Below are 22,682 nucleotides of genomic sequence, written 5' to 3'. Positions count from 1 at the left end.
CACCTGTCAAAATGCGCGCCATGCGTGGCCGCCCCTCCCCGTTGCAACGTCACCTGCGGACGCTGCTGACCTGCCTGCTGCTGTTGACCGCCCTGCCCGCCCTTGCCGTGCAGCGCCCACCGGTGAGCGGCGGGTTACCCGATTACGAGCACACGGCCTGGCGCGTCGGCCAGGGCGCCCCTGGTGACATCTGGGACATCACCCAGGACCGGGACGGCCTGTTGTGGCTGGCCACCGGCTCGGGCCTGTACCGCTTCGATGGCCGTCGCTTCGAACGGCAGGCGGCGCCCGTCGGCAGCCACTTCCCGTCCACCAACATGGTCACGCTGGCGCAGGGCCGCGATGGTGCCCTGTGGATCGGCTACTTCCAGGCCGGCATCAGCCAGCTCGCGCGCGGCCAGCTGCACAACTACGGCCGCGACCAGGGCGTGCCGGTGGGTGTGGTCCCGCATTTCAGCCAGGACCGTGACGGCCGGCTGTGGGCCGCGATCAATGGTGGACTACGCGAGTTCAATGGCCAACGATGGCAGCCGCTGCCCATTGGCATGGGGGTGCCGGAACATCGCGTGCAATGGCTGCTGCACGACAGCCGCGGCACCTTCTGGGTACTGGCCGACCTGAAGGTCTGGATGCGCGCGGCCGGCCAGACCGCGTTCGAAGACACCGGCATCGCCGTCTCGCAGATGGCGACGCTGGCCGAAAGTCCGCAGGGTGAAGTGTGGCTGGCCGACCGCGTGCGCGGCACCTCGCCGCTGGCCAACGCACAGGGCCTGCTGCCGGACAGCGAGCGCGAGGCACGGCGGTTGCCAGAGTTGGTGGCTGCGCGCCTGCAGTTCACTGCCGATGGCACGCTGTGGGCCACCATGAGCCCGCACGGCGGCGTGGCCCGCATCACCTTCGACGGCAGCCGCGCCGTGCGCATGGAGCGCTTCGATTCACCGCATGGCCTGACCGCCACCTCGGCGGTACCGATCATCGTCGATCGCGAAGGCAATCTCTGGGTCGGCACCAATCTCGGCCTCAACCGCTTCCGCGCACGCAGCGTGCATACCCTGGCGGTGGGCCCAAGTGATCCCTACCGCTCACTGGTACAGGCCAGCGATGGGCATGTGTATGGCTATGGCGAAGACCTCAAGCCTTACGACCTCAGGCGCACCCTGCTCGATGGCAGTGCCACGCAGCTGCAGGCCGCCGCGCGCCAGGCACCCACCCCGATCTGGCAGTTCGACTGGGTCAACCTGGCACGCACGGTGGCTGGCCACACCACGCTGATTCCGCTGCCCGAGCCCTTCACCGGGCAACCACTGCATGCCCTGCTGTTCCCCGACGACGAGCAGGCCTGGGTCTGCACCGGCGAACGGGGGGTGCTGCACTACCAGCACGACCAGTGGCAACGCGAACGCCGCCTGCCCGAGCAGGCCTGCTCGTCACTGGCGCTGGACGCCCATGGCCAGTTGCTGCTCGGCTATGCAGATGGCCGGCTGCGCCGCATGGGGGCGACGCGCATCGAAACCTTCGACGCCGGCCACGGCCTGTCGGTCGGGCCGATCACGGCGCTACTCGATCATCAGGACCTGCTGCTGGTTGCTGGCGAGGTCGGGTTGGCCGTGCGCCTGGGCAATGGCCGGTTCGTCCAGGTGAGCACCGACATGGCCGGCGTCATGGAAGGCATCACCGGCATGGTCGCCGATGCAAAGGGCTACCTCTGGCTCAATGGCAGTCGTGGCCTGGTCCGGCTGGGGAGCGATCAGCTGCGGCGCGCCCTGCGCAACGGGCAGCCGGTGACACCGCGCCTGTTCGATGCAGTGGATGGCATGCCGGGCATCGCCCTGCAGAGCGGACCGATCGCCACCGCCGCACTGGCCAACGATGGCCTGTTGTGGCTGGCCACCAACCAGGGCCTTGCCTGGCTGGACACCACGCGCTCGCATATCAACACCATGGCGCCCAGCGTGCGCATCGGCGAAGTGCTGTATGGCAGTGAGCACGAGCCACTGCGCGATGGCCTGCGCCTTCCGGCCGGCACCAGCCAATTGCAGATCGATTACGTGGCGCTGTCGCTGGCACGCCCGGAGCGCAACCGCTACCGCTATCGCCTGTCCGGGGTCGACGACGGCTGGCAGGATGCCGGCAGCAGCACCCGCGCGTATTACACCAACCTCGCACCGGGCAATTACCGGTTCGAGGTGGAAGCCGCCAACGAAGACGGCATCTGGAGCACCGCGCCGGCCAGCCGCAGCTTCCGCATCGCCCCCACCTTCATGCAGACCGTGTGGTTCAAGCTGCTGTGCGCGGCCGCGATCCTCGCGCTGCTGGTGATGGCGGTGCGCATCCGCAGCGGGCAGCTGGCGGTGCTGTTCCGCGCGCGTCTGCAGGAACGCCATGGCGAACGCGAACGCATTGCCCGCGACCTGCACGACACCCTGCTGCAAGGCAGCCAAGGCCTGATCCTGCGTCTGCACGCGATCAGCCATTCACCCCAGACCCCGGAGCCGGTACGCGGCCAGCTGGAATCGGCGATGCAACTGGCCGAGCGCAACCTGGCCGAGGGCCGCGAGCGGGTCAATGCCCTGCGTGAGGGACCGTTCGCCGGCCGTGACCTCGCTTCGGCACTGGCCGATGTGCACGCCGAATACGCCGGTCACGGCACCAACCCACTGCGCCTGACCGTGGAAGGTGCGACGCCACTGCTGCAGGCCGATGCGGCCGAAGAAGTGTTCCTGATAGGGCGTGAGGCGATACGCAACGCGTTGCGTCATGCCAACGCCAGCGCCATTGAAGTAGAGCTGTCGTATGGCGCGCGGTGCTTCCTGCTGCACGTGCGCGATGATGGCGTCGGCATCGCCAACGAGAATGCCGGGCATGGCCATTGGGGCCTGCAGGGCATGCGTGAGCGCGCGCAGCGCCTCGGTGCGGAACTGCAACTGTGGACCCGCCCCGGGCTGGGAACCGAAGTCGCGCTGGCAGTTCCCACCCGGCGCCTGTATCAACGCCGCCCATCACGTTGGCGCTGGCCCTGGAGTAGAACGAGCCATGACTGAAACCCCTGCCCCGATCGGCGTACTGGTGGTCGACGACCACCCGCTGCTGCGTGACGGCCTGGCCGCCCTGCTGGGCGCCCATTCCGACCTGCGCCTGCTCGGTGAAGCCGCCGATGGCGAGGAAGCCATCGCACGCTACCAGCAGCTGCAGCCGGACGTGGTGCTGATGGACCTGCAGATGCCACGCCTGGATGGTGTGGAAGCCATCGTGCGGATCCGCGCGATGGATCCGCGTGCGCGCATCATCGTGCTGACCACCTACCGCGGTGACGTACGTGCGGTGCGGGCGCTGCAGGCTGGCGCCAGCGCCTACCTGCTGAAGGACATGCTGCGCCACGAGCTGGTCGATACGATCCGCATGGTCGCTGGCGGCCGGCGCGCACCGATTCCGCCGGCGGTGGCGGCCAGCATCGCCGCGCATGTGGTGGAAGACCGGTTGTCGCCGCGCGAGACTGAAGTGCTACGGCACGTGGCCGGTGGCCTGTCGAACAAGCGCATCGGCGAGCGTATGCAGATTTCCGAGCAGACGGTGAAGGCGCACATGAAGAGCCTGATGGACAAGCTGGGCGTGGGCGATCGCACGCATGCGGTGACCCAGGCGCTGCGGCGCGGGATCATCAGCCTGGACGACAGCGGTCACGATTGAAGGGTTGTTCGGCAGGGCTTGCAGCCCTGCACCCGCAGTAGTGCCGGCCGCTGGCCGGCAACCTCAACAGCAACGGCAACAACAACAGCATGGATTCCGTGGGATGGCGGGGCGGTGTCGGACTGCGGGGACGCTGCAAGTACGTCCCTGTAAGCTTGGCAGCCGCATCCATGCGGCTGACACCCCGCACTCCGACACCGCCCCACCTCTGACAGATTCCGATGGCGGTTGGTAGGTGTCGACCTTGGTCGACACTTCTGTCAGATATCGAAATCAATCAGGGGTCAGATCCGTTCCAACAGACCGCAGGAACCTGTCGAAGGCGGGGTGGGTCCGGTTGCGGAGGCGTGAGCGCCATGGATGGCGCGACCGAGCCTCCATGGGTGAGGGCGCTTTGCTTGCGAAGCATTGCTTCGCAAGCGCCCGAACGCCCAGCCGCCAGCGGCTGGGCCGGACCGCGGAGCGGGATTCACGGCGCCCCCCGCAACCGGACCCACCCCGCCCACCTACAGGAACCCCGCCGTTGCTGTAGCCGTTGCTGTTGCCCCCAGCAGGTGCAGGGCTGCAAGCCCTGCCGAACACCACCCTTACTTCAATCGCAGCAGCAGGCTGCCGCCCGCACACACCACCGCCAGCCAGGCGACGCCGTGCCACCCCCATTGCGCCAGCGCCAGGCTGCCCAGCGCACCACCGGCGGCCATGCCGATGAACATGCCGGTGAACAGCAGCGCATTGAGGCGGCTGCGTGCCGGCGGCACCAGGCCGTAGACCAGGGTCTGGTGCGCCACCAGTGCCGACTGGAAACCGAAGTCGAACAGCAGTGCACTCACCACCAGCAGCGGCAGCAGCGCGGCGGCCGGCAACCAGGCTTCAGCCAGCAGCAGACCGAAGCCCAGCAGCGCCACTGCGATCGCCAGCCGCGCCACTGCATGGCAACCCAGTCGATCAGCGAAGCGGCCGGCGAACGGTGCGGCCAATGCGCCGGCCGCACCGGCGATACCGAACGCACCCGCCGCCGCACTGCCCAGGCCCAGACGTGCATGCAGCATCAGCGCCAGGGTCGACCAGAACGCGCTGAAGCCCACTGCCAGCAACGACTGGCTGGCCACCGCACGGCGCAGCTGCGGCTGCTCGCGCCACAACGCCAGCAACGAACCCAACAATGCCGGATAGCGTAGCGTGCTGGTCGGTGCGAAACGCGGCAGCGCACGCGCCATCACCGCACCCATCGCCGCCACCGATACCGCGGCCAGCACGAACTGCGTGCGCCACCCCCATGCTTCAGCCACCACGCCACTGACCACGCGCGACAACAGGATGCCGAGCAGCAGGCCGGTCATTACCCGGCCGACGATCTGGCCGCGCTGTGCATCCGGCGCCAGCACCGCAGCGGCCGGCACGATGTCCTGTGCCAGCGTGGCCATCAGCCCGACCAGCAGGCTGGCCATCAGCAGGCCCGGCAGGTGCCCGGCCATCGCTGCGGCGCCCAGTGCCAGTGCCAGCAACGCGGACTTCAACAGGATCAGGTTGCGGCGGTCGAAGCGGTCGCCCAACGGCGCCAACAGCAGGATGCCCAGTGCATAGCCAAGCTGGGTCAGGGTCGGCACCAGGCCAGCGGCGCGTTCGCCTGCGCCGAGGTCCTGGGCAATCAGGCCCAACATCGGCTGGCTGTAGTAGAGCGAGGCGACCGAAAAGCCTGCACCGGCGGCCATCGCCAGCACCAGCGGGGTGGAGGGTGCGCTCGCGGGTGTGGCGGCGGCGGACAGCGAGGGGGTAGACATGGGGGAGTCCGGTGGAGGAAGTGGGCGTATCCTGCCCGTATTCGCCCAGCGTCTGTAGTAGGCTCTTGCACATAAACTTCATACGTGAAACGCATGAACGACCTCGCCACCGGCGCCGATCGCCTGGATCTGCTGCGCACCTTCCTGCGCATCGTCGATGCCGGCAGCCTGTCTGCTGCGGCCGTGCAGCTGGGCACCACCCAGCCGACGGTCAGTCGCCGCCTGCAGGCACTGGAACGGCAGCTCGGCCTGCGCCTGCTGCAGCGTTCCACTCACGGCCTGCAGCTGACCGAGGATGGCCTGCGCTGCCAGCGCCATGCGCAACGCGTGGTCGACGAATGGGAGTCGCTGCAGGCCGAACTCCACGGCGAACCAGAAACGCTGCGCGGACGCCTGCGGGTGATGGTGCCGCACGCATTCGGCCAGGCGCAGCTGCTGCCGACCATGCTTGCGTTCCTCGCCCAGCACCCGCAGCTGAGCCTGGAGTGGATCCTGGAAGATCGACGCCCGGATTTCATCGCGGAAGGCATTGACTGTGCGGTGCGGGTGGGCCCCGTCGACGAACCGCGCATGGTCGCACTGCCGCTCGCCGAGGTACCACGCATCGTCGTAGCGGCGCCCTCACTGGTGGACGCCACAGCGGTCGGTACGCCCGAACAGGCACAGTCACTGCCGTGGATCTCGCTGGTCACCTACTACCGCGAACGCCTGCTGCTGCATGACGCGCAGGGGCGCGCGCATACCCTTTCAATCAGCCCGCGCCTGCTCAGCGACAACCTGTTCGTGGTGCAACAAGCCGCATGTGCCGGGCTCGGCGCAGCGGTGGTCTCGGCCTGGCTGGTGGCCGAGGACCTCGCACAAGGGCGGCTGGTGCAGCTGCTACCGGACTGGCAGGCGCCGGCACTGCCGGTACACGTGGTATTTCCCGCCGCGCGCCAGCAGCCGCCACGGCTGCGCGCCTTCATCGATGCGATGAAGGCAGCGCTGCCGCAATTGCATGGAATGCGGCCGGCACCACGCTAGGTCACCGGCCGCATCACCCACGCGTGGCGTGGATCTGCCGAGGGTACGGATAGATCCACGCGATGCGTGGATTCCTTCCCCCCGCAATCAGTTGGCTTTGGCCGCCTCGGCATCCCACGTCGCAACCTTGGCCTTGGTGTCAGCCAGCATCTTGTCCAGCGCGGCGCGGTCATACACGTTGCCACGCAGGATCACGCTGTCGATCTTTTCGGTGGCGGCAATGTCATGCAGCGGGTTGGCGGTCAGCAGCACCAGATCGGCCGCCTTGCCCTGTGCAACACCACCGTAACGGTCCATCTGGCCGAACCAGGCCGGGCCGGAACGGGTTGCGGCCGACAGCGCCTGCGGTGCGCTCAGGCCCTCCTTCACGAACAGCTGCAGCTCCTGGTGCAGGGCGATGCCCGGGAAGTTGAACGAGTTGAGGAAGCCTGCATCAGTGCCGGCGATGATCGTCACGCCGGCCTCCTGCAGCATCGGCAGCACTGCGGCCACCTGGTGGTACTGCGCGTGGCGCGCTTCGATCTGCGCCGGCGTGGCCTTCGCCGCGCGGTCCACGCGCCACTGGTAGGTCGCGCGCAGGCCAGGGCCGATGTAGGCCAGGTACGGATCTGTGGCGTGGTCATCCTGATCAAGGAAGTCGAGGATGCGGCCACCGTTGAGGGTCGGGGTCACGAATACGCCACGCTTGGCGAAATCGCGGTAGGCATGCATCGCAGTGTCACGGTCGAAGCTGGCGTCGAGGCGGCGGTTGGCTTCGGCGCGATCGATGCGGCCGGCACCGAAGTCGGCGGCGATCTTCGCTTCGTCCTTGCTGCCGGCCTTGAATGCGTAGTCCAGATGCTCGATCGAAGCCAGGCCGGCATCGACCGCCTGCTCCACGGTCAGCGCCATCGGAATGTGACCCGAGGCCTTGAAGCCGGCCTTGCGCGCAGCACTGGCCGAGTACAGGAACAGCTCCGGCTTCAGCGTGCTGTCGGTGATCTTCACGAAATCGACCTTGTCGTGCTGCAGGCGGGCGATCGCCTTGTCGGCGTCGGCCTCGCTGCCCACTTCGATCGTGCCCTTCCAGACCGGCTTGATGCCTTCGATCTTCGCGCCCGAACTGAGCAGGCGTGGGCCGAACAGCGTGCCCTTGGCGATTTCGCCACGCCACTGCAGCACCTGCTCGGGCAGATCGCCGGAACAGTCGCGCACGGTGGTGATGCCGTGCGCGATGTACAGCGGCAGCAGTGCCTTGTTCTCTTCAATCAGCGCCGGGCCACCACCGAAGTGCACGTGCATGTCCCACAGGCCCGGGATCAGGTACTTGCCCTCGGCATCGATCTGGCGGGCCGCGCTCCACTGGCTGCGCAGCCGCGCGTCCGGGCCGACGGCGACGATGTCCTCGCCACGGATCACCACGCTCTGCCCGGCCAGGGTGCTGGCGTGCTCGACATCGACCACGGTGGCATTGCGGATCAGCAGGTCGGCGCGCTCGGCGGCAGACGCCGACAGAGGTGCTACCGCAAGGAGGATGGCAAGCGATAACGGACGGGAACGGAACATGGACAGCATCCTGGTGGGCACGCGCAGCGTGCGGAGTGGAAGGGAACGGTCTTCAGCGTGCCGCGCCATGCTGGCGCAGCAGGGTCTCGATTTCGGTGTAGCCGCGCTTGCGCGCGTGCGCCAGCGGCGTCACACCGTCGCCGTCGGCCAGCTCGGGGTCGGCGCCGGCATCCAGCAACAGCTGCACGATCTGCACGTGGCGCGCGCCACCGTCGCCTAGCAGGATCGCTTCCAGCAGCGCGGTCCAGTGCAGGCGGTTGACATGATCCACCGCAACACCGGCGCGCAGCAGCGTGCGCACCGTTGCCACGTGGCCGCGCTCGGCGGCAGGAATCAGTGCGGTGCCGCCATAGCGGTTGGTGCTGCCCAGATCGGCGCCATGCGCCAGGGTCATCGCCAGGATCTCATCCAGTCCACGCGCGCCGGCGTACAGGTAGGCGCTGTCCTGCATGGCGTCCTTGGCATTGACGTCGGCGCCGGCTTCGATCAGTTCACGCGCGGCGTCTACATTGTTGCCATGCGTGGCAAGCAGCAGCGGGGTACGGCCCTGGTCATCACGCGCCTCCAGATCGGCACCGTCTTCCAGCGCCCCACGCACTGCCTCGGCATCACCGCGGGCGGCGGCATCGCGCAGGCGGGCATCGGCCGAGCCCACGGTGGCAGAACAGGCTGGAATGACCATCGCCAGCAGGCACAGCAGCAACAGGCGACCCACCGGAGCAGGCCAGCGATGGCAACGATGGATTCGCATCTTCGGTTCTCCTGTGCGGCGAGCCCAGCGGGCGATGCCGGTACAACCGGGGCGCGGTGCTTGCTGCCCCCTCCCCTGCATGGTAGAAGTCGCCACGTGCATCCAGAAGTGAAATGTTCAAATGCAAGACAGTGCCAAATCGAATAGAACGCTGTTCGAACTGGACCTGCTGCGGGCGCTGGTGATGGTGGCCGACTGCGGCAGCTTTACCACGGCGGCCACACGCCTGCATTCGACGCAGTCCACGGTCAGCCAGAAGGTGCGCCGGCTGGAGGAACTGGCCGGGCATCGCCTGCTCGAACGTGGCCACCGCGACGTGCACCCCACCGACGCCGGTCACACCCTGCTTGGCTACGCGCGGCGCATGCTCGACCTGAACGAAGAAATGGCACAGGCGCTGGCCGGCGCTACCGTGGAAACCGCGGTGCGCATCGGTGTCCCCGAGGACTTCGTCAACGCACAGACCACGCGCATGCTGGCCGCCTTCAGCCGCCGCCACCCACAGGTGAAACTGGAGATCAGCAGCGGCCTCAGCCGCGACCTGGCCCACGGCTTCGACCACGGCGAACTGGACCTGGTGCTGGTCAAGCAACGCCGCAACACCCGCCAGGCAGTGCACTGCCGACGCGAGCCGATGCACTGGATCGACAGCCTGCGCAGCAGCTGCCTGCTGCAGGACCCACTGCCGCTGGTGACCTTCCCGCCGCGCGGGCTGTACCGCGACGAGATGATCCACGCCGTGGAGGCGCTGGGCCTGCGCTGGCGCATCGCCTTCACCAGTTCCTCGCTCAGCGGCATCCAGGGTGCGGTGGCCGACGGCATCGGCATCAGCCTGCTGCCACGCCGCGCGGTCACCCGCGATCACCGCATCATCGATGGCGAACGCGAGCTGCCGGTAATCGACAATTACGAGATCGGCCTGCTGCATCGTGCCGACGCAGATGATGCTGTGCGCGCGCTGGCCAGCGAACTGTGGCGGCAGGTGCAACGCGAACCGGATTGATCACCGCACCTGAGGTAGTGCCGGCCGCTGGCCGGCAACCTCGACAGCCACATTGTCCGGCGTGGATCTCGCGCATTGATCATCGAAATCTGATCAATTCCAGCGCTCAAAGGCAATTGGCCTCCCGTTACAGTACCGCTGTTTCCGTGCCCCACGGCGCTCTGCCATGTCCGACGAAATCCCCACCCGCTTCGATCCCCTGCCCGCTGCACTGCAGACGCATCTGCAGCACCAGCGCTCGCTGATCGCCGCGCGCGTGGCCGCCGGCTTTCCCACCCTGCCGGTGCAATGGCCGCTGCCGGCCGCCACGCTGCAGCGCGTGGTCGATGCCGAGCTGATCGACCGTGATGACTGCGATGGCTGGGAAGCGCTGGGCGTGGCGTTCGGTGACACCCTGGCACAGCGCGTGCCGGGCCTGGCCTGGATGCAGGTCACCGATGCGTGGGGCATCGACGCGGTGCTGCGCTATGCCGACAGCAGCCTGCAGATCGGCGCCAGCACGCTGCTGCTCAAGCGCGTCGAGCAGGGCGAGATCATCGACATCGCCCATCTGCTGGTGTGGCTTGAGGAATTCGTCGCCACCCGCGCCGACGATTACGTCTGAAAAACTGCCGAGCATGGCTCGGCGCTACAAGGGCTCGCGCGGCGTGGATCTACAGCCAGCGGCCGTCGACCACCACGCGGCGCTCCACCGGCACCCCGGCCACGGCGGCCGGGCCGTGGTCGGCACGCACCGCCACGAAAGTGGCCGGATGCCCTTCCGCAAGACCGTACTGCGGCAGCCCGATCACCTGCGCGGCCTGGCTGGTGACCATGTCCAGCGCCAGCATCAGGTCGGCATCGGTATGGAAGCCGGAGCGATAGCCCAGCAGCATCGCGCGTTGCAGCAGGTCGCCATTGCCATACGGCCACCAGCAGTCACGAATGTTGTCGTTGCCGGCGAACACGCGCACGCCGGCGTCATGCAGCGCGCGCAGCGGCGGGAACGGATGATCACCCGGCGCGTTGCTCATGATCGCTACGCCGGCCGTGGCCAATGCTTCGCCCACCTGCAGCGCGCGCGCCAGCGGCACTTCACCCAGCGAATAGGCATGGCTGACCGCAACACGCCCCTGCAAGCCAGCGGCCCGGGTCCGCGCAGCGATGCGCAGCAGCTGAGCCAGGCCGGTTTCGCCGGGCTCATGCAGATGGATGTCCAGTTGCACGCCGTAGCGCTCGGCCAGGCCGAACAGCAGCGCCAGCTGGCCTTCGGCATCGCCATCGAGTGTGGTCGGATCGATGCCGCCCAGCACGTCCACACCCGCTGCAAGGGCCTGCTCAAGCACCGCTGCGGTACCAGCGCAGGACATCACGCCCGCCTGCGGGAACGCCACCAGCTGGATGCACATGATGTCGGCGCAGCGCAGCGCGGCCTCTCGCACCGCTTCCAGGTGGCCCAGGCCGGTGCTGCCATCGATATCGACATGACAGCGCATCGCCACTGTGCCGAAGCCGCTGCACTGGCGGATCAGCGCCTCCGCGCGATCGACCATCGGCGCCGCACCTGCCACTGCCGCCTTTTCCACCGCCAGCCGCTCACGCAGGCTGTTCACCGGCTGATGCGGGTGCCAACGGTCGCCGACGAAGCTTTTGTCCAGGTGGATGTGGCCGTCGACCAGCCCGGGCAGCACCGCGAAGCCCTTCAGATCGACGCATTCCGCCCCATCGTCGGGCCTGGCATCGCCATTGAGCCCGCTGATACGGCCATCACGGATATGGAAGTGCAGCGATGCACCGTTGCGGTCGACGCCGCCGTGGATGAACTGCAGGGTCATCGGGAACTCCCGGAAAGGCAAGACTGGCGCCATCGTGCGCCTCGACACAGCCATCGGCCAACGAAATATCTGGATGGCACGCATTCACCAGAACGATGATTCCCCCTGCGACAACCGGTCGCAGCCACGCCGTGCACACCCCTGAACGGGTAACATGGGCGCCTGTTTCCGCTGTGATGCCGCATGGGCCCGTCCGACCGCCACGATCGTCTCCGCCGCTGGCAGGCCGCGTCCCTGCTTGCCGCCGCCCCGATCGCCAGCCTGTCCGCCACCGATGCTGCGGCTGCCGCGCCGTTGCATTCGCCGCCGGGCCAGCAGCGGATCGCCCCGGCTGCACTGGTCGAGCGCCTGCACCAGCGCGTGCTGTCCGGGCAGAGCGCCACCGCCACGCTGGAACACTGGTGCGCCGAACATGGGCTGGCCGAACAAGCCCGGGTCCGCGCGGTGCGCGTGCACGGCCAGGACAAGCCTGCCCCCGCAGACGTGCTGCAGGCGCTGGGCGTGAAGCCGGGTACCGACCTGCGCTATCGCCGCGTGCAGCTGGTCTGCGGCAGCCGCGTGCTGTCCGAGGCCGACAACTGGTATCTACCGGAGCATCTCAGCCCGGCCATGAACCAGGTGCTGGACAGCACCGACGAACCGTTCGGTCGCGTGGTCGGCCCGCTCGGCTTCCAGCGCCAGACCTTGGCTGACCAGACTTTCTGGCCGCCGCGGGGCGAAGGCGATCACGGCGTGATCCTGGAAGTGCGTGCCCTGCTGCGCGACCGCCAGCAGCAGCCTTTCAGCTACGTCATCGAGTCGTACCTGCAGCAGGCGCTTCCGTAACGCGCCGTGGCGCCGGGCATCCGCCGACGCTACGGGCCCGTGATGCCGTTGGCAGCCGGATCCACCGAGAACACGAAGCGCCCACCACGCTGCTCCCTGCCCCGTGTCATCGGCGCGGTGGTCAGACTGTAGACCGGGGCCGCCTTGTCCATGCCGATCGCCTCGGACCAGGCACTGAAATCCTCATCGGTACGGCTTCGGATCTCGCCGACACACAGGCTTTAGCCACAGGCGAACGACACCAGCGAGCCGTCGCTGCCGATGAGCCGGGTCGCGGCCGTCCTGTACAGCCGGGTCAGGTCCTGCACTTCCGGGTGGCCGGCGGCATCCCGCTCGAACTGGCTGATCGCCTGCGCGAAAGCCTTGTCGGAACCCAGCAGCGCCTCGCTCTTCTGCACGGACACGGCCCCCTCGCTCAGCAGCATGCGCTCGCCCTCGAGGAAGTGCCCCTCCGGTTGCGCGAGCCCAGGGGCAGCCGTCGTGGCACTCGATGCCGTTGCCGCGCGCGATGGCCCAGCATGCTCCGCTGGTTGCGCGTGAGACTGCGCAGGCGCGGCATTGGCCACCTCCGCGGCTTCCTCCACGCTGGACGCCTGCCTGCCACTGCAACCCGCAATAGCCACCACTGCAATCACGCTCCACACCCTGACATCCATGCGCATCGCCCTCCATGTAGCGCCACAGCATGCCACGCGCGCAGCGGCAACACGGGTGCACTGCACAAAGAAAAGCCCGGCAGTGCCGGGCCTTTCGTTCATCCGTCGGATCAGCGGAACCGGTAGTCCAGCTGCACCCAGTACTGGCGGCCGTACGGGTCGTAGTTGCCGACCGGGTAGAACGGCCAGCCGCCTCCGTTCTTGTCCGCCGGCGGGCGGCTGTCACGCAGGTTGTTGACGATCACGCCCACCGACAGGTTCTCGCCGAACTGGCGGAACACGCTGGCGTTGTAGGTCATGTACGGCGCGATGCGGCCACTGCCATCGGTCTTCGGCAGCGAACCGAAGCGGTTGCCATACAGCGTGGTGGTCCAGTCACCCTGGTTCCAGGTGATGCTGCCGTTGGCCTTGCTGCGCCACTGGTAGTCATCCAGCGAATTGCGGATGTCACGCTCCGGATCGTCGGAGAACTGCCGGTACGTGTGCTCCAGCACCACGGTGTAGGCCAGGCGCGTGGTGAAGCGGCCGTAGCGGCCGGCATCGAAGCGCCAGTTGCCCTTCAAGTCCAGGCCACGCACCGATTCAGAGGCCGCATTGATCGGATTGATCAGCACACGTGTCACCTGGTCCGGTTGCACGGTTGCATTGGACGGGTTGCGGATCACCCGCGACAGCGCGTCCTGGCACAACGGCGAACCGATGTCGCGCGCTTCACCGCCCAGCGTGCGGCCGAGCCGGCAATCGGCTTCATCACGCAGGATGCGGCTGGTATCGAGGCTGGTCACTTCGTTGTCGATGCGGATGTCGTAGTAGTCCGCGCTGAAATCCAGCCCGGCCAGCGGCGACCAGACCACGCCGAAACCATACGACTTCGCAGACTCCGGCTGCAGCTGTGCGTTGGCACGGTTGCTGTAGTCGATCGACAGGCCGTTGTAGTCGCAATTGTCGTACGACTGGCCCGCCGTGCGGCAGCGCCAGTAGTCAGTCATGCCCGGGTTGTAGCCACGGGTCTCGGTGGCGAACACGTAGTTCATGTCCGGCGCACGGAAGCTGGTCGCCGCCGTGCCACGAATCAGCAGGCTCTCGATCGGCCGGAACTCGACGCCGAAACTCCAGGTCGCCTTGCCGATGTGCTCGCCACCGGCGCGGTACTGGTCATAGCGACCGGCCAGGGTGGTGGTCAGCGACTGCAGCAACGGCAGCTGCAGTTCCACGCCGGCCGCATAGCGGTCACGCTCGCCACCGGCACCGATGCCGGCGCTGGTGTTCCAGAACTCGCCGGTGCCCAGGCGCGGGTCCGGGCGATTGCGGTAGCCCTGGCTGCCGGCTTCAACCACCGCCGCCAATGCAGCGTCGCCACCGGGCAGCGCGAACAGGCGCCCGTTGACACTGGCACTGAAGGTCTGCAGCCACGCCGCATTGCGGCTTTCCTGGTAGCCCGACAGACCCTCGTATTCGTTCGGGGTCAACGGCTGGAACAGGCGCGCCGGGTCGGGCGCATAGACCTCCACGCCATTGCGCACGCCCAGCTTCGGGCCGAGCAGGTACTCGTTGATGCCAGCCAGCAGTACCGGGCGGCGGGTGCGGTTCTCGTAACGCGAGCGGCTGTAGACCGCCTCATAGTCCCAGCCACTGTCGCCGATCTGGCCACGCGCGCCGACGTTGAACGACCATGAGTTTTCCAGGAAGCGGTTCGCGTTGCGCGGCAGGCCACCGATTTCTTCCGGCGCGAACCGGCGGTACCAGCTCTCCAGGTTGCCGGTGGACTGGTTGTAGAAGTAATTACGCGCCGAGGTCCAGGTGGGCGCGCGGGTGTTGTTGTAGATCCGTGCACTGCCTACGGCCAGATCGGCAAACAGATCGGTGGTCTCGTTGACGTGGAAGGTCAGCAGGCCATAACCGTTGAGGTTGCGCTTCTGGGTCTGCACGGTCCAGTAGCTGGCGGCGGCCTCGTTGCTGCCGCAGTACCAACCCTGCCTCGGGTTGTTGGCACGGAACACGCTGCCACCGTAGATCCCCGACGCCCCATCGCAGCCATTGACGCCGGGGTCGATGTTGCGGCCGGTGGCGGCATTGCGGCGATAGGCGATCGCGGTCGCCTGCGGTGCCTTGCCAGCCGGATCATCGTCCAGCGAATCCATGAAGTCGCGCTGGCGCGCGTGGATCGCCTTGCGCACATCGAACTCGAAGCCGAACAGCGCATCCCAACGCTCGCCGGAACTGCCGCCGACCACCTGCGCACGCTGGTTGTCGCCACCGCCCTGCTCGGTGCCACCGGCGCGCACGTTCACGTCCACGCCCTGGAAGCGGTCCTTGAGGATGATGTTGACCACGCCGGCGATGGCGTCGGAGCCGTATATCGCCGATGCGCCAGCGGCCAGCACCTCGATACGCTCGATCAGCGCGCTGGGAATGTTGGCCAGGTTGACCACGTTCACCGACCCTTCGTAGGCCAGCGGGTAGTCGGCCTGGCGGCGGCCGTTGACCAGCACCAGCGTGCGGTTCGGGCCCAGCCCGCGCAGGTTGATGGTGTTGGCGGCCGGCGTGAACGTATTGCCGAAGTCCTCGCCCTGCACGTTACCGGTGTTTTCGGTCAGCGCGCTCAACGCATCGAAGGCATTGCGGTAGCCCTGCGCATCGATCTGCTCGCGGCTGATCACCGTCACCGGCGACGGGCCCTCGACGCTGGCGCGCGGAATGCGCGAGCCGGTGACCTTCACTTCCTGCAGTGTGGTGGGTGCGCTTTCCTGCGCGAAGGCCGGCAGCGAGACCATCATCAGGGACGACAGTGCGAGCACCAGCGGACGCGGGCGCAGCGCCTTGTGGGAGGCGGACATGGGCTTCCTGGGGAGTTGGGCGGGTGGTGGTACGGGGGCAGCGGCCTGTACGGCGCATAACGATCCCGTAACGAAAGTGTCCTGAATGGGCGGTTTCAACGGAAATGACCAGGCCTGATGGCCTTATGCCTGAACCGAATCAGACCCGCAGTGCCATCCACCACACTTTTGCAATGTTTTGAATGGTGCAGGGCTGCAGGCACGGCCATCGTTGCTGGGATGATGACCCCGTACCCGACCTTCCCCCTCCCCCCGCTGCGCCCGGTGCTGCGCCGCCATCTGCTGCAACTGCAGGTGGCCCCGGTCACCCTGCGCCCGTTCCAACGCACCGATCTGCCACGCTGGCGCCTGTTCGATGACCGCCGGCGGCGCGGCCGCCGCGATCCGTCCGTCATCGATGAGGAAGCGCGCTTCCTCGCCCACATGCATCGCTCACGCCTGGAACAGGACAACGACCAGCTGCTGCTGGGGGTGTTCGATGACGACCACGGCAACGTGCTGGACCAGCTGCACGTCCGCCTGCAATCACTACACGCGCGCAGCGCCGAGCTGCTGTCGCTGCAGCATTGGCACCCGCATGCCGACGCGGCACTGCAGGCGCTGTGTCCTTTCCTGTTCGAGGACGTCGGCCTGCATCGCCTGTTCGTGATGCTGCCACCGGACTGCAGTGATCCGTTCGCCACCGCGCTGCGGGCCTTCGGCTTCGAGCAGGAAGGCCTGCTGCGCGACCATCATCTGGATATGGAAGGCTGGCAGGACCGTCAGCTGCTGGCACTGACCGCGCCAATGTGGCGGAGCCAGCACAGGGTGCTGGACTAGCGCACCCGCTCCAGCGCGTTGCCGGCACCGGTCAGCACCGAGCAGGCATGGTCCTGCAACTCTTCGCCGCTGGCCTCGTTGCCGGTGCCGGCGTCCACGCGGGTGGCCAGCAGGATGAAGCCCGGGCCGCCCTGCACTGCGTCCCGGCCCACCACGACCAGGCTCCACTGGCCCACGTCGTCCACGCCTGCGAGGTCGTAGGCCAGCAGATTGAGCGGATTGGCGGTCAGTTCCGCACCCGGCAGCAGGCGTGCCTGGTATTGATGGCCACGCAGCGGCACCGGCAGCGGTGCCCACCGGCTGCCCATCGCGCCGGCGTGGGCATCCAGTGCCTGCAGTACATCGGCACGCAGGCAGTCCACATGGATATGCAGCTGATGCTGCGAGCGGCCATGCGGTGAATTCAACGCCAGGCTGGCAACGTTGCGTGGCAGCGGTTGGCCCAGCGCCCGTTCGGTGTGGGTGCGGGCCAGCCAGGCCGCGCCGAAGTAGTTGGGTGCGCCGCGCTGGTACAGGCTGCGGCTTTCGATACCGCTGACCTTGTCCAGCGGCATCAGCAGGAACTGATAGTCGCCGTGCGCGTCCTTGACCAGCACATCGCGGCGGTCCGCCGCCGTTTCCACCCGCAGGCAGTCGCCACGCGGCCCTTCGGTGCCACGACAGTCACGCTCGATCAACCGCCACAGCGCATCGGAGTGGGCCGGTGGCGGCGGAGGCGCACTGGCACAGGCGGACAACAGCAGCAGGGACGGCAGCAGCAAGGGACGCAGGGACACGGCAACGGCTCACGAAACAGGCGCGGCAGATGGCGCCGCGCTGCATTCTAGCCAGTGCAGTGCTGCAATCAGTAGGTGCCGAACGGCACTTCAACCACGAACGGGGCCGCGCCCTCGCCCGCCTGCAGGGTATAGCGGTCCAGCGCGCCATCGTCATCGGCGTGCGGCTGGCGCTGGAACTGCAGCGGGTAGCGGCTGTCACCCAGGCGCACGGCGCTGCCATCGGCTTCCAGCGCGGCGCCTTCGGGGGTCAACAATCCGCCCAGGTCGCTGTAGGCACCGGGCACATCGGCAAAGCTGTAGTCGACCAGTTCGTCCACCCGCTGCATTGCATAGACGTGCGGCACATAGGGCCGTGCAGGGCTGCGACCATTGCTCAGGTCGGTCACCCAGGCCTGCGGCAGGTGGTACTGCTCACGCAGCGCGGCCACGCCCAGCGACGGACTGGCCACCTGCAGGCAGCACACTGTGCGCCTGCCTTCGCGGTCGAGGATGGCGAAACGGTCGCCGCGGGTCGCGGCCTGCGGCAGCATGGCGAAGGCGAGGTTGCGCTGGGCCGGCGCGTAGCCGGATTCGGTCTGCAGATTGCGCCAGGCACCAAACATCGGTGCTTCGGCCGCCGCCTCTGGCACCGGTTCGGCGGCGGAGGCGGCAAGCGCTGCGCCCAGCACGGACAGCGCCAGTGCCGTCATCGTTCTGCCCTTGTCGCGGAAACTGCCTGCCGTCATACCGTGTCCAGCACCTGCACCGGAACGGCCCGGCCTGCCCGCCGGCGTTCTGCCAGCCATCCCTCCCACTATGCAATGGCCGCGCTGTGCCGGCAATGACCGGGACGCTGACGTCTTTCGCACGCCGGGTGCTATCGTTCCCGCCATCATCCCCTGCGCAGGAGCGCTCGCATGTCTGCATTCCGTCTGTCCCTGTTGCTGCCGGCCTCCGCCCTGCTGCTGTCGGCCTGTGTCAGCACGCCTGGCCCGGAAGTCAAGGGCAGCGGCCGCTGCGACGCCAGCCAGCTCGGCTGGGCGATCGGCCAACCGGCCAATGAGCCCAACATCCGCCGCCTGTCCAGCGAGAGCGGTGCCGGTCTGGTCAACCCGATCGGCCCCAGCACCATCACCACCAAGGACATCCGTCCGGACCGCCTGCGCGTGTTCGTGGACAAGGACAACATCATCACGTCCACGCGCTGCGAGTAAGCGCCTCAGCAGGTTTCTGTAGAGCCGAGCCCACGCTCGGCTGCTCTCCGGTCAGGCCGCACGGAAAGCCAGCCGAGCGTAGGCTGGGTTCTACAGGGTCCAGGGTTCAGGGTTCGGTATAGCCGGCACAGTCCGGCAGCGCCTGGTCAGGATGGAACATCCCCTCCGCGAAGCGGAACAGCCGCGTGTAGCTGCACGCCGGATCCTGCTCGGTGCGCAGATCCTTCTTCTTCAGCGGCCCCTTCGCCAGCGAATCCTCGAAGCGTGAGACACCGGCAGGAAACCGTGTCGCCACGGTCTGGTAGCGCAGCACCGGCATGCCCTCGGCAGCCGTGTCCAGCGCCAGCTTCGCCGAGAAGCCGTATTCGTCGTGGCAGGCACCTGCGCGCTGCTTGATGTCCTGCTCGCTGAAACAGGCGCGGATCATCGCGTTGCCCAGCCATGGCACGGTCAGCACGTCGTCGTCCACCTGGATGTCGTCCTGCAGGTGGCGCACGCGTGCCAACTGCAACGTAGATGCATCGGCACCGCCGCCGGAATACATGCTGCTGAACGAGACGATGCCGCCCACCAGCACGTTCTGGCGGTCGCGCTGCTGCGGGTCGGTCACCGACGCGTCGCTGCCAACACCCGGAGCCAGTCGCACGATCCACGGCCACAGCTTCAGATCACTTTCCTGCGGCACGTCGATGCTGACGTGGTAGGTGTGCGGCGTGCCCTGGCCCGGCACCTTCTCAAGCACTTCCAGCGCAGCCGGCCGATCACCATCCTCGGCAACCGGCTGCACACGCACGCACCAGCTGCCGTCCCGCGTGCAGTCATAGAGCCCCGCCGGTCCCTTCTCATTGGCGATCAGCACCTGCCCCAGCGGCTCCATCACATTGCCGACGGCATCGCGCTGATGCGGCAGGATCGAGCCCTGCGCCAACGCCAGCGCGGGAGTAGCCAGCAGTGTGGCGCACAGGGTCGCGCGGGCAACGATGGTGGGCATGGAGGATATTCCTGCTCGTGGAATCCAGATGGTAACCGCTGCTCCGGTAGAGTCGAGCTTGCACGACTGCTGTCTGTCGGGAAGAGCAGCCGAGCATAGGCTCGGCTCTACAGTAAAGCCACGTTGTATCCGTCAATGCCCACTACAGTCGCAGCCACCCCAGCCCTTCGCTTTCGAGGTCTGTCCGATGCCGGGATTGAAGGTGTTGCTCGGGTCCAGCTGCTTGTAGAACCCCGCCAGCGCCGGCTTGGCCGGGTACAGGTGGCCGACGTTGTGCTCGGCCGGATACTCGGCACCGCGCTGGTCCAGCAGCGCCCACATCGCATGCTCGATGGCCATCGGATCTTCACCCTTGCGCGCGATGTAGTCCTGGTGGAACACGTGGCACAGGAAGTGCCCGTAATACAGCTTGTGCAGCAGGCGGCCGTCTATATCGGCCGGCAACTGCTCGAACCAGTCGGCATCATCCCGGCGCAGGGCAATATCCAGCGCCACGATGTCCTGCACCTGATCGCGATGCACTTCGCGGTAGCGCACCGCGGCACCGGCCACGGCGAAGCGATGCAGGAACGCCTTGCGTCCCTCTTCGGCCGTGCAGTGGAAGTAACCGCCCTCATGGTCGGCGAAGAAGCCGCGCAGCCAGGCCTCGGTTTCCGCTGCGTCCTGCGCGGAGACCTTCAGCAACAGATGATGCTCGTAACGCTGGCGGAACTCGCCCATGCGCTTGGGCAGGTGCGAGGGCAACAGACCGGTCAGCAATTGCATCATGCGGTCGGTGATACCGCGCAGGCCCAGCCGTTCGAACCAGCCATCAACCCGGCTCTTCAGTGCGAATGCGGCCGGAACGCGCGCGGTACCGAGCTTGTCGATCAGCAGGAAACTGTCCTTGCCGTAGCGCTCGCCGATGTCATAGGCATCGCGGTGGATGTACTCGCCGGCAATCGGCAGGCGCTCGAACCCGGTCAGCAGCTGGCGCCGGATCGCGGTGAGGCTGTCGGTGCGGTTACTTCCGATATAGAAGACCTCGGCGGACTCCTTCTCGAAGGTATCCAGGCGCACCGCGAACACCGCAAGCTTGCCGGCCGAACCGGCAGCTTCGAAGTGGCGGCTGGGATCGGCGTTGAAGCGCGCCGGGGTATCGGCATCGACCCGCCGCACTTCGTCGGCGTAGCGTGGATCGGAGGCGGCGCGGCCGTCGCCGTCACCCACGTCGGCAGCAGCATAGTCGCCGGCCTGCAGGCGCTGCAGGATCTGCTCGGGTGTATCACCCAGCGCGATACCCAGATGATTGACCAGCTGCAACTGGCCCTGCGCATCGACCTGCGCATACAGCGCCAGCTCGGTGTAGGCCGGGCCACGGCGCACCAGCGCGCCACCGGAGTTGTTGCAGATGCCGCCCAGCACCGAGGCGCCGATGCAGGACGAACCGATCACCGAATGCGGTTCGCGGCCCAGTGGCGCCAGCGTCTGCTCCAGCCGGTCCAGCGTGGCGCCGGGCAGGCACAGCACCTGCCGGCCTTCGTTCAACAGCTGGATGCCGGTCAGGCGCAGCGTGCTGACCAGCACGATCGGCCGCCCGTAGTCGTTGCCATCCGGGGTTGAGCCACCCGTCAGGCCGGTGTTGGCTGCCTGCAGGATGATCGCCGCTCCGCCCTGCACCGCCGCCTGCAGCACACGCCACAGTTCCAGCAGCGTGCCCGGGCGCACCACCGCCAGCACCGGGCCATCACCGAAACGATAGCCACGGCGGAAACGGCGCGTGGCCTTGTCGCCGGTCAGTACGTGGCCGCTGCCGACTGCGTCGCGCAACTGCGCCAGCATGGCATCGTGACCACTCATGGCAGGCTGACCAGCGAATCGCGGCCGATATCGGCGATGCGGCGCGCGCCGGTCAGGGTCATCGCCACGCGCATTTCCTTGGCGATCAGGTCCAGCAGGTTGGCCACGCCGGCCTCGCCCTGCGCGGCCAGCGCGTAGACGAAGGCACGGCCCAGCAGCACGGTGTCGGCACCGAGCGCCAGCATGCGCACCACGTCCAGGCCGGTACGGATGCCGGAATCAGCGAGGATCTTCAGGTCGCCCTGCACCGCATCGGCGATGGCCGGCAGTGCGCGTGCGGTGGACAGCACGCCATCGAGCTGGCGGCCACCGTGGTTGGAGACCACGATGCCATCGGCGCCGAACTTGACCGCATCACGCGCGTCATCCGGGTCAAGGATGCCCTTGATCACCATCGGGCCCTTCCAGAACTCGCGGATCCACTCCAGGTCCTTCCACGAAATCGAGGGATCGAAGTTGCTGCCCAGCCAGCCGATATAGTCCTCCAGCCCGGTCGGGTTGCCACGGTAGGTGGAGATGTTTCCCAGGTCGTGCGGGCGGCCGAACAGGCCCACGTCCCACGCCCAGTGCGGGTGGGTGATGGCCTGGCCGATACGGCGCAGCGAGGCGTTCGGGCCGCTCATGCCCGAGTGCGCGTCACGATAGCGCGCGCCCGGCACCGGCATGTCGACAGTGAATACCAAGGTGGTTACACCCGCCGCCTGCGCGCGCTCCAGCGCGTTACGCATGAAGCCACGGTCGCGCAGCACATACAGCTGGAACCACATCGGTCGCTGGATCGCCGGTGCCACTTCCTCGATCGGGCACACCGACACGGTGGACAGGGTGAACGGGATGCCGCGGCTGTCGGCCGCGCGCGCCGCCTGTACTTCACCGCGTCGGGCATACATGCCGGTCAGGCCGACAGGCGCCAGCGCCACCGGCATCGCCAGCTTTTCGCCGAACAACTCGGTTTCCAGGCTCAGGTCGGACATGTTGCGCAGGATGCGCTGGCGCAGCGCGATGTCGGACAGGTCGGAAACATTGCGCTTCAGCGTGTGCTCGGCATACGCGCCGCCATCGATGTAGTGGAACAGGAACGGCGGCAGCCGGCGTTGCGCTGCGGCACGGTAATCGGTGGAGGCGGAGATGATCATGGG

Annotated in this window: 19 protein-coding genes; 8 read left to right on the top strand and 11 right to left on the bottom strand. The window is 67.5% G+C overall.

What is annotated here, in order from left to right:
• The first annotated feature begins 11 nt into the window (after positions 1 to 11).
• Complete coding sequence (locus AC13GA_RS08965; protein ID WP_482997910.1) at positions 12 to 3,041, top strand: sensor histidine kinase; 3,030 nt, start codon at positions 12 to 14, stop codon at positions 3,039 to 3,041.
• Positions 3,034 to 3,687 carry a response regulator gene (locus AC13GA_RS08960; RefSeq protein ID WP_049445872.1) on the top strand — a complete coding sequence of 218 codons (654 nt, stop codon included), beginning with the start codon at positions 3,034 to 3,036 and terminating at the stop codon, positions 3,685 to 3,687. The genes AC13GA_RS08965 and AC13GA_RS08960 overlap by 8 nt, the downstream gene beginning before the upstream one ends.
• A 587-nt stretch (positions 3,688 to 4,274) precedes the next feature.
• Here the strand turns inward: AC13GA_RS08960 and AC13GA_RS08955 are convergent.
• Positions 4,275 to 5,468, bottom strand: coding sequence for an MFS transporter (locus AC13GA_RS08955; protein WP_088480985.1), 1,194 nt, complete (start codon positions 5,466 to 5,468; stop codon positions 4,275 to 4,277).
• 93 nt (positions 5,469 to 5,561) lie between these two features.
• Between AC13GA_RS08955 and AC13GA_RS08950 the strand changes: the two genes are divergently transcribed.
• On the top strand, positions 5,562 to 6,491 hold the full coding sequence (locus AC13GA_RS08950) for a LysR family transcriptional regulator (protein WP_049445876.1): 930 nt from the start codon (positions 5,562 to 5,564) through the stop codon (positions 6,489 to 6,491).
• Positions 6,492 to 6,578: 87 nt separating this feature from the next.
• Here the strand turns inward: AC13GA_RS08950 and AC13GA_RS08945 are convergent, their stop codons facing one another.
• Positions 6,579 to 8,036 (bottom strand): amidohydrolase family protein, encoded by a 1,458-nt coding sequence (locus AC13GA_RS08945; RefSeq protein WP_049445916.1) that lies wholly within the window; start codon positions 8,034 to 8,036, stop codon positions 6,579 to 6,581.
• Between the two features lie 52 nt (positions 8,037 to 8,088).
• Complete coding sequence (locus AC13GA_RS08940; RefSeq protein WP_482997909.1) at positions 8,089 to 8,787, bottom strand: ankyrin repeat domain-containing protein; 699 nt, start codon at positions 8,785 to 8,787, stop codon at positions 8,089 to 8,091.
• A gap of 121 nt (positions 8,788 to 8,908) precedes the next feature.
• On the opposite strand from AC13GA_RS08940, the gene AC13GA_RS08935 reads away from it, so the two are divergent.
• On the top strand, positions 8,909 to 9,790 hold the full coding sequence (locus AC13GA_RS08935) for a LysR substrate-binding domain-containing protein (RefSeq protein ID WP_100434859.1): 882 nt from the start codon (positions 8,909 to 8,911) through the stop codon (positions 9,788 to 9,790).
• 166 nt (positions 9,791 to 9,956) lie between these two features.
• Positions 9,957 to 10,394: a DUF3806 domain-containing protein gene (locus tag AC13GA_RS08930; RefSeq protein ID WP_136638100.1), complete on the top strand. Its 438-nt coding sequence runs from the start codon at positions 9,957 to 9,959 to the stop codon at positions 10,392 to 10,394.
• Positions 10,395 to 10,443: 49 nt separating this feature from the next.
• On the opposite strand, the gene AC13GA_RS08925 is transcribed toward AC13GA_RS08930, so the two are convergent.
• Complete coding sequence (locus AC13GA_RS08925; protein WP_136638101.1) at positions 10,444 to 11,604, bottom strand: amidohydrolase family protein; 1,161 nt, start codon at positions 11,602 to 11,604, stop codon at positions 10,444 to 10,446.
• 183 nt (positions 11,605 to 11,787) lie between these two features.
• Between AC13GA_RS08925 and AC13GA_RS08920 the strand changes: the two genes are divergently transcribed.
• The gene (locus AC13GA_RS08920) at positions 11,788 to 12,429 is read left to right on the top strand and encodes a hypothetical protein (RefSeq protein WP_253079060.1); all 642 of its coding nucleotides are present in this window, start codon (positions 11,788 to 11,790) and stop codon (positions 12,427 to 12,429) included.
• 221 nt (positions 12,430 to 12,650) lie between these two features.
• On the opposite strand, the gene AC13GA_RS08915 is transcribed toward AC13GA_RS08920, so the two are convergent.
• Both AC13GA_RS08915 and AC13GA_RS08910 read right to left on the bottom strand, forming a co-directional pair.
• Positions 12,651 to 13,085: a hypothetical protein gene (locus AC13GA_RS08915; RefSeq protein ID WP_482997908.1), complete on the bottom strand. Its 435-nt coding sequence runs from the start codon at positions 13,083 to 13,085 to the stop codon at positions 12,651 to 12,653.
• Between the two features lie 110 nt (positions 13,086 to 13,195).
• Positions 13,196 to 15,922, bottom strand: coding sequence for a TonB-dependent receptor plug domain-containing protein (locus AC13GA_RS08910; protein WP_482997907.1), 2,727 nt, complete (start codon positions 15,920 to 15,922; stop codon positions 13,196 to 13,198).
• A gap of 219 nt (positions 15,923 to 16,141) precedes the next feature.
• Here AC13GA_RS08910 and AC13GA_RS08905 point away from each other — a divergent pair, with 219 nt between their 5' ends.
• Positions 16,142 to 16,741, top strand: a complete 600-nt coding sequence (locus AC13GA_RS08905; RefSeq protein ID WP_253079063.1) for a GNAT family N-acetyltransferase — start codon at positions 16,142 to 16,144, stop codon at positions 16,739 to 16,741.
• On the opposite strand, the gene AC13GA_RS08900 is transcribed toward AC13GA_RS08905, so the two are convergent.
• On the bottom strand, positions 16,738 to 17,517 hold the full coding sequence (locus AC13GA_RS08900; RefSeq protein ID WP_253079064.1) for a CDP-diacylglycerol diphosphatase: 780 nt from the start codon (positions 17,515 to 17,517) through the stop codon (positions 16,738 to 16,740). The two genes, AC13GA_RS08905 and AC13GA_RS08900, sit on opposite strands and share 4 nt — an antisense overlap.
• A gap of 68 nt (positions 17,518 to 17,585) precedes the next feature.
• The gene (locus AC13GA_RS08895; protein ID WP_482997906.1) at positions 17,586 to 18,245 is read right to left on the bottom strand and encodes a decarboxylase; all 660 of its coding nucleotides are present in this window, start codon (positions 18,243 to 18,245) and stop codon (positions 17,586 to 17,588) included.
• A 171-nt stretch (positions 18,246 to 18,416) separates the two neighbouring features.
• Here AC13GA_RS08895 and AC13GA_RS08890 point away from each other — a divergent pair, with 171 nt between their 5' ends.
• Positions 18,417 to 18,713 (top strand): hypothetical protein, encoded by a 297-nt coding sequence (locus AC13GA_RS08890; RefSeq protein ID WP_046986524.1) that lies wholly within the window; start codon positions 18,417 to 18,419, stop codon positions 18,711 to 18,713.
• Between the two features lie 106 nt (positions 18,714 to 18,819).
• Here the strand turns inward: AC13GA_RS08890 and AC13GA_RS08885 are convergent, their stop codons facing one another.
• The 3 genes from AC13GA_RS08885 to lldD all read right to left on the bottom strand — a co-directional run bounded on the left by AC13GA_RS08885 (position 18,820) and on the right by lldD (position 22,679).
• The gene (locus AC13GA_RS08885; RefSeq protein ID WP_136638107.1) at positions 18,820 to 19,704 is read right to left on the bottom strand and encodes a hypothetical protein; all 885 of its coding nucleotides are present in this window, start codon (positions 19,702 to 19,704) and stop codon (positions 18,820 to 18,822) included.
• A gap of 132 nt (positions 19,705 to 19,836) precedes the next feature.
• The gene (gene dld, locus AC13GA_RS08880) at positions 19,837 to 21,543 is read right to left on the bottom strand and encodes a D-lactate dehydrogenase (RefSeq protein ID WP_136638108.1); all 1,707 of its coding nucleotides are present in this window, start codon (positions 21,541 to 21,543) and stop codon (positions 19,837 to 19,839) included.
• Complete coding sequence (lldD, locus tag AC13GA_RS08875; RefSeq protein WP_010485059.1) at positions 21,540 to 22,679, bottom strand: FMN-dependent L-lactate dehydrogenase LldD; 1,140 nt, start codon at positions 22,677 to 22,679, stop codon at positions 21,540 to 21,542. Before lldD ends, dld begins: the two co-directional genes overlap by 4 nt.
• Positions 22,680 to 22,682 lie beyond the last annotated feature (3 nt).

Source organism: Stenotrophomonas sp. 22DLJC03 (assembly GCF_056861405.1).
This window is presented reverse-complemented; position numbering and strand designations above follow the sequence as displayed.